This window comes from Neisseria sp. P0014.S009, assembly GCF_051958155.1.
In the GTDB taxonomy this organism is placed as follows: domain Bacteria; phylum Pseudomonadota; class Gammaproteobacteria; order Burkholderiales; family Neisseriaceae; genus Neisseria; species Neisseria flavescens_C.
In genome coordinates this window covers 1-6451 of record NZ_JBQCVS010000031.1, presented here as the reverse complement: position 1 = coordinate 6451, position 6451 = coordinate 1, and the positions used below count along the sequence as shown (strand labels likewise).

Here is a 6451-nt window from a genome sequence, read left to right as displayed (position 1 = left end):
CACCACCAACAGCTGTATCAAAGAGTAGCCCCTCTGCACAGTTGCCCCATCCCGTTTTCCGTCAAATGCATTTGAGTACATATCTTTATTCCCTTTATCTTTTATATCCCTATCCAACAAGAGGCACCTTATCCGTTCATCCCTTTACCCAATGTAAAGCCCCCACTGGTCCAAGTTTTATTCCCGGCCCCATACAAAGCCGCCCGTCAGCCGGAACTGGCAAGCAGTTCGGCCTCGGGGCGGCGTATACGGCACAAACCTCCGTCAGACTTATTTTTTCACGGCAGGCTGGGCAGCCTTAGGCGCGGCAGAAGAAACCGTCGCCTCCGCCTTCAACTTGTTCAGCACCGCATCACCGATGCCCTTCACGTTTTTCAGCTCCTCCACCGATTTGAACGCACCGTTCTTCTGACGGTATTCCACAATCGCTTTCGCCTTAGCCGGGCCGATACCCGGCAATGCCTCCAGTTCCGCAGAAGAGGCCGTATTGACGTTCACGGCAGCCAAAGAGAACGCCGCACAGACGGCGGCAAATGTACCAAATAAAAATTTCTTCATCAGGGTTTTCCCATAATATGTTTGATTGAATCAGTCAGACTGTTTACAGAATGGGTTATCCTAATCTGTAAACACTGTCACATATAAGAATAGGGCAACAGCCCATTCCATATAAATGCTTACAACATATTAACGCAAATATCGTTTGATTTCAAATATTTCAAACGGTTAACCATAACTTTCGATATTTTTGTTCAAGAATAACAACAGGGTAAATATTTCCGATTCCAATACCAAGATGCACGAATGCTCCATAAACACCGGCACATCACTATCCCAATGCTTGATCCCAACACCTGTTATCCCAATTCTGCCGCTAAACCGACAGGCATGTAAAAAGCCCCCGACATCAGTCGGGGGCTTCGGAATGGGTGTTTGGCGGTGACCTACTTTCACATGGAAGAACCACACTATCATCGGCGCTGAGTCGTTTCACGGTCCTGTTCGGGATGGGAAGGCGTGGGACCAACTCGCTATGGCCGCCAAACTTAAACTGTTACAAATCGGTAAAGCCTTAATCAATTATTGGTGATGACTGAATCAGTCAGTAAGCTTTTATCTTTGAAGTTCTTCAAATGATAGAGTCAAGCCTCACGAGCAATTAGTATGGGTTAGCTTCACGCGTTACCGCGCTTCCACACCCCACCTATCAACGTCCTGGTCTCGAACGACTCTTTAGTGTGGTTAAACCACAAGGGAAGTCTCATCTTCAGGCGAGTTTCGCGCTTAGATGCTTTCAGCGCTTATCTCTTCCGAACTTAGCTACCCGGCTATGCAACTGGCGTTACAACCGGTACACCAGAGGTTCGTCCACTCCGGTCCTCTCGTACTAGGAGCAGCCCCCGTCAAACTTCCAACGCCCACTGCAGATAGGGACCAAACTGTCTCACGACGTTTTAAACCCAGCTCACGTACCACTTTAAATGGCGAACAGCCATACCCTTGGGACCGACTACAGCCCCAGGATGTGATGAGCCGACATCGAGGTGCCAAACTCCGCCGTCGATATGAACTCTTGGGCGGAATCAGCCTGTTATCCCCGGAGTACCTTTTATCCGTTGAGCGATGGCCCTTCCATACAGAACCACCGGATCACTATGTCCTGCTTTCGCACCTGCTCGACTTGTCGGTCTCGCAGTTAAGCTACCTTTTGCCATTGCACTATCAGTCCGATTTCCGACCGGACCTAGGTAACCTTCGAACTCCTCCGTTACTCTTTGGGAGGAGACCGCCCCAGTCAAACTGCCTACCATGCACGGTCCCCGACCCGGATTACGGGTCTGGGTTAGAACCTCAAAGACACCAGGGTGGTATTTCAAGGACGGCTCCACAGAGACTGGCGTCTCTGCTTCAAAGCCTCCCACCTATCCTACACAAGTGACTTCAAAGTCCAATGCAAAGCTACAGTAAAGGTTCACGGGGTCTTTCCGTCTAGCAGCGGGTAGATTGCATCTTCACAACCACTTCAACTTCGCTGAGTCTCAGGAGGAGACAGTGTGGCCATCGTTACGCCATTCGTGCGGGTCGGAACTTACCCGACAAGGAATTTCGCTACCTTAGGACCGTTATAGTTACGGCCGCCGTTTACTGGGGCTTCGATCCGATGCTTGCACATCTTCAATTAACCTTCCAGCACCGGGCAGGCGTCACACCCTATACGTCCACTTTCGTGTTAGCAGAGTGCTGTGTTTTTAATAAACAGTCGCAGCCACCTATTCTCTGCGACCCTCCAGGGCTTACGGAGCAAGTCCTTAACCTTAGAGGGCATACCTTCTCCCGAAGTTACGGTATCAATTTGCCGAGTTCCTTCTCCTGAGTTCTCTCAAGCGCCTTAGAATTCTCATCCTGCCCACCTGTGTCGGTTTGCGGTACGGTTCAATTCAAACTGAAGCTTAGTGGCTTTTCCTGGAAGCGTGGTATCGGTTACTTCATGTCCGTAGACACTCGTCATCGCTTCTCGGTGTTAAGAAGACCCGGATTTGCCTAAGTCTTCCACCTACCGGCTTAAACAAGCTATTCCAACAGCTTGCTAACCTAACCTTCTCCGTCCCCACATCGCATTTGAATCAAGTACAGGAATATTAACCTGTTTCCCATCGACTACGCATTTCTGCCTCGCCTTAGGGGCCGACTCACCCTACGCCGATGAACGTTGCGTAGGAAACCTTGGGCTTTCGGCGAGCGGGCTTTTCACCCGCTTTATCGCTACTCATGTCAACATTCGCACTTCTGATACCTCCAGCACACTTTACAATGCACCTTCATCGGCCTACAGAACGCTCCCCTACCATGCCAGTAAACTGGCATCCGCAGCTTCGGTTATAGATTTGAGCCCCGTTACATCTTCCGCGCAGGACGACTCGACCAGTGAGCTATTACGCTTTCTTTAAATGATGGCTGCTTCTAAGCCAACATCCTGGCTGTCTGGGCCTTCCCACTTCGTTTACCACTTAATCTATCATTTGGGACCTTAGCTGGCGGTCTGGGTTGTTTCCCTCTTGACAACGGACGTTAGCACCCGCTGTCTGTCTCCCGAGGAACCACTTGATGGTATTCTTAGTTTGCCATGGGTTGGTAAGTTGCAATAACCCCCTAGCCATAACAGTGCTTTACCCCCATCAGTGTCTTGCTCGAGGCACTACCTAAATAGTTTTCGGGGAGAACCAGCTATCTCCGAGTTTGTTTAGCCTTTCACCCCTATCCACAGCTCATCCCCGCATTTTGCAACATGCGTGGGTTCGGTCCTCCAGTACCTGTTACGGCACCTTCAACCTGGCCATGGATAGATCACTCGGTTTCGGGTCTACACCCAGCAACTGTTCGCCCTATTAAGACTCGGTTTCCCTACGCCTCCCCTATTCGGTTAAGCTCGCTACTGAATGTAAGTCGTTGACCCATTATACAAAAGGTACGCAGTCACACCACAAGGGTGCTCCCACTGTTTGTATGCATCAGGTTTCAGGTTCTATTTCACTCCCCTCCCGGGGTTCTTTTCGCCTTTCCCTCACGGTACTGGTTCACTATCGGTCGATGATGAGTATTTAGCCTTGGAGGATGGTCCCCCCATATTCAGACAGGATTTCACGTGTCCCGCCCTACTTTTCGTACGCTTAGTACCACTGTTGAGATTTCGAATACGGGACTATCACCCACTATGGTCAAGCTTCCCAGCTTGTTCTTCTATCTCGACAGTTATCACGTACAGGCTCCTCCGCGTTCGCTCGCCACTACTTGCGGAATCTCGGTTGATTTCTTTTCCTCCGGGTACTTAGATGGTTCAGTTCTCCGGGTTCGCTTCGCTTATCCTATGTATTCAGATAAGGATACCTCCTAAGAGGTGGGTTTCCCCATTCGGATACCGCGGGATCATAGCTTTATTGCCAGCTCCCCCGCGCTTTTCGCAGGCTTACACGTCCTTCGTCGCCTATCATCGCCAAGGCATCCACCTGATGCACTTATTCACTTGACTCTATCATTTCAAGAACCTCTTTGACTTCGTTTGCCTACCCGTTGACTAGGGAAGCAAACTTGAAATTCCTACTTTGATAAAGCTTACTGCTTTGTTGTGTCTTAATCCTGCCTTTTGTGTTTCAGGATTAAGTCGATACAATCATCACCCAAATACTGTGTTTATTTTCTTTTCTCTTGCGAGAGATTTTTATCCTTTGCAAAGAACAAAAAATCAAAATAAACTCATTGTCTTTGTTTGTTGATTTCGGCTTTCCAATTTGTTAAAGATCGATGCGTCGATATTTCACTTCGCAAATCAAAATAAGCTGCTGAGTATAGCAGGCTTCCTTTGATTTGTAAAGTTCTTGGTGGAGGCAAACGGGATCGAACCGATGACCCCCTGCTTGCAAAGCAGGTGCTCTACCAACTGAGCTATGCCCCCGTTCTTGGTGGGTCTGGGAGGACTTGAACCTCCGACCCCACGCTTATCAAGCGTGTGCTCTAACCAGCTGAGCTACAAACCCGGATTCTCTTCTTAAGCGAATCTTGTCTTCACTCAAGCTTTTCTCTTCCGCATCTTTTACAGTTTACCGATAAGTGTGAATGCATCAGACCTCTTCTTTCTCTAGAAAGGAGGTGATCCAGCCGCAGGTTCCCCTACGGCTACCTTGTTACGACTTCACCCCAGTCATGAAGCATACCGTGGTAAGCGGGCTCCTTGCGGTTACCCTACCTACTTCTGGTATCCCCCACTCCCATGGTGTGACGGGCGGTGTGTACAAGACCCGGGAACGTATTCACCGCAGTATGCTGACCTGCGATTACTAGCGATTCCGACTTCATGCACTCGAGTTGCAGAGTGCAATCCGGACTACGATCGGTTTTGTGAGATTGGCTCCACCTCGCGGCTTGGCTACCCTCTGTACCGACCATTGTATGACGTGTGAAGCCCTGGTCATAAGGGCCATGAGGACTTGACGTCATCCCCACCTTCCTCCGGCTTGTCACCGGCAGTCTCATTAGAGTGCCCAACTAAATGATGGCAACTAATGACAAGGGTTGCGCTCGTTGCGGGACTTAACCCAACATCTCACGACACGAGCTGACGACAGCCATGCAGCACCTGTGTTACGGCTCCCGAAGGCACTCCTCCGTCTCTGGAGGATTCCGTACATGTCAAGACCAGGTAAGGTTCTTCGCGTTGCATCGAATTAATCCACATCATCCACCGCTTGTGCGGGTCCCCGTCAATTCCTTTGAGTTTTAATCTTGCGACCGTACTCCCCAGGCGGTCAATTTCACGCGTTAGCTACGCTACTAAGCAATCAAGTTGCCCAACAGCTAATTGACATCGTTTAGGGCGTGGACTACCAGGGTATCTAATCCTGTTTGCTACCCACGCTTTCGAGCATGAACGTCAGTGTTATCCCAGGAGGCTGCCTTCGCCATCGGTATTCCTCCACATCTCTACGCATTTCACTGCTACACGTGGAATTCTACCTCCCTCTGACACACTCTAGTCACCCAGTTCAGAACGCAGTTCCCAGGTTGAGCCCGGGGATTTCACATCCTGCTTAAGTAACCGTCTGCGCTCGCTTTACGCCCAGTAATTCCGATTAACGCTCGCACCCTACGTATTACCGCGGCTGCTGGCACGTAGTTAGCCGGTGCTTATTCTTCAGGTACCGTCATCAGCTGTCGATATTAGCAACAGCCTTTTCTTCCCTGACAAAAGTCCTTTACAACCCGAAGGCCTTCTTCAGACACGCGGCATGGCTGGATCAGGCTTGCGCCCATTGTCCAAAATTCCCCACTGCTGCCTCCCGTAGGAGTCTGGGCCGTGTCTCAGTCCCAGTGTGGCGGATCATCCTCTCAGACCCGCTACTGATCGTCGCCTTGGTAGGCCTTTACCCCACCAACTAGCTAATCAGATATCGGCCGCTCGAATAACGCAAGGCCCGAAGGTCCCCTGCTTTCCTCCTCAGAGAATATGCGGTATTAGCTAATCTTTCGATTAGTTATCCCCCATTACTCGGTACGTTCCGATATGTTACTCACCCGTTCGCCACTCGCCACCCAAGAAGCAAGCTTCTCTGTGCTGCCGTCCGACTTGCATGTGTAAAGCATGCCGCCAGCGTTCAATCTGAGCCAGGATCAAACTCTTATGTTCAATCTCTAACTTATAACTTCTGGTCTGCTTCAAAGAAACCGACAGGACAATGTCTAAAACATCATCTTGTCTGTCTTTCAAACAGTGTGAGGCCTAATGCACTCACACTTATCGGTAATCTGTTTTTTAAAGAGCGAATCGAATTATACAGTACATTTAGCAAATGTCAACTAAAATTATCGAAAATTTCAACTAACTGTGTTATACTGTCTGCTTCGTTTTCTTCACCGCGTCAGCAGCGAAGAACCGAACTATACGCCTCCCAACAAAACC

General features: G+C 49.7%; 1 protein-coding gene, 2 tRNA genes and 3 rRNA genes. All 6 read right to left on the bottom strand.

Features of this window, described 5'->3' with window-relative positions:
- Positions 1–270: 270 nt before the first annotated feature.
- A complete protein-coding gene (locus ACTHS4_RS11435) occupies positions 271–558 on the bottom strand; it encodes a ComEA family DNA-binding protein (protein ID WP_070825970.1) in 288 nt (95 codons plus the stop codon).
- A gap of 373 nt (positions 559–931) precedes the next feature.
- Positions 932–1045 (bottom strand): 5S ribosomal RNA (gene rrf / locus ACTHS4_RS11430).
- A gap of 93 nt (positions 1046–1138) precedes the next feature.
- Positions 1139–4027, bottom strand: a 23S ribosomal RNA gene (locus ACTHS4_RS11425).
- A gap of 347 nt (positions 4028–4374) precedes the next feature.
- Positions 4375–4450: transfer RNA gene (locus tag ACTHS4_RS11420), tRNA-Ala, on the bottom strand.
- 5 nt (positions 4451–4455) lie between these two features.
- A tRNA-Ile gene (locus ACTHS4_RS11415) sits at positions 4456–4532 on the bottom strand.
- A 105-nt stretch (positions 4533–4637) separates the two neighbouring features.
- Positions 4638–6178, bottom strand: a 16S ribosomal RNA gene (locus ACTHS4_RS11410).
- Together the 16S, 23S and 5S rRNA genes with 2 tRNA genes alongside form the textbook arrangement of a ribosomal RNA operon.
- Between the last annotated feature and the right edge of the window lie 273 nt (positions 6179–6451).

What these genes read in the sequence shown, in the direction of transcription:
- ACTHS4_RS11435 (WP_070825970.1), bottom strand. Translation starts at nt 558, where the DNA reads ATGAAGAAATTTTTATTTGGTACATTTGCCGCCGTCTGTGCGGCGTTC.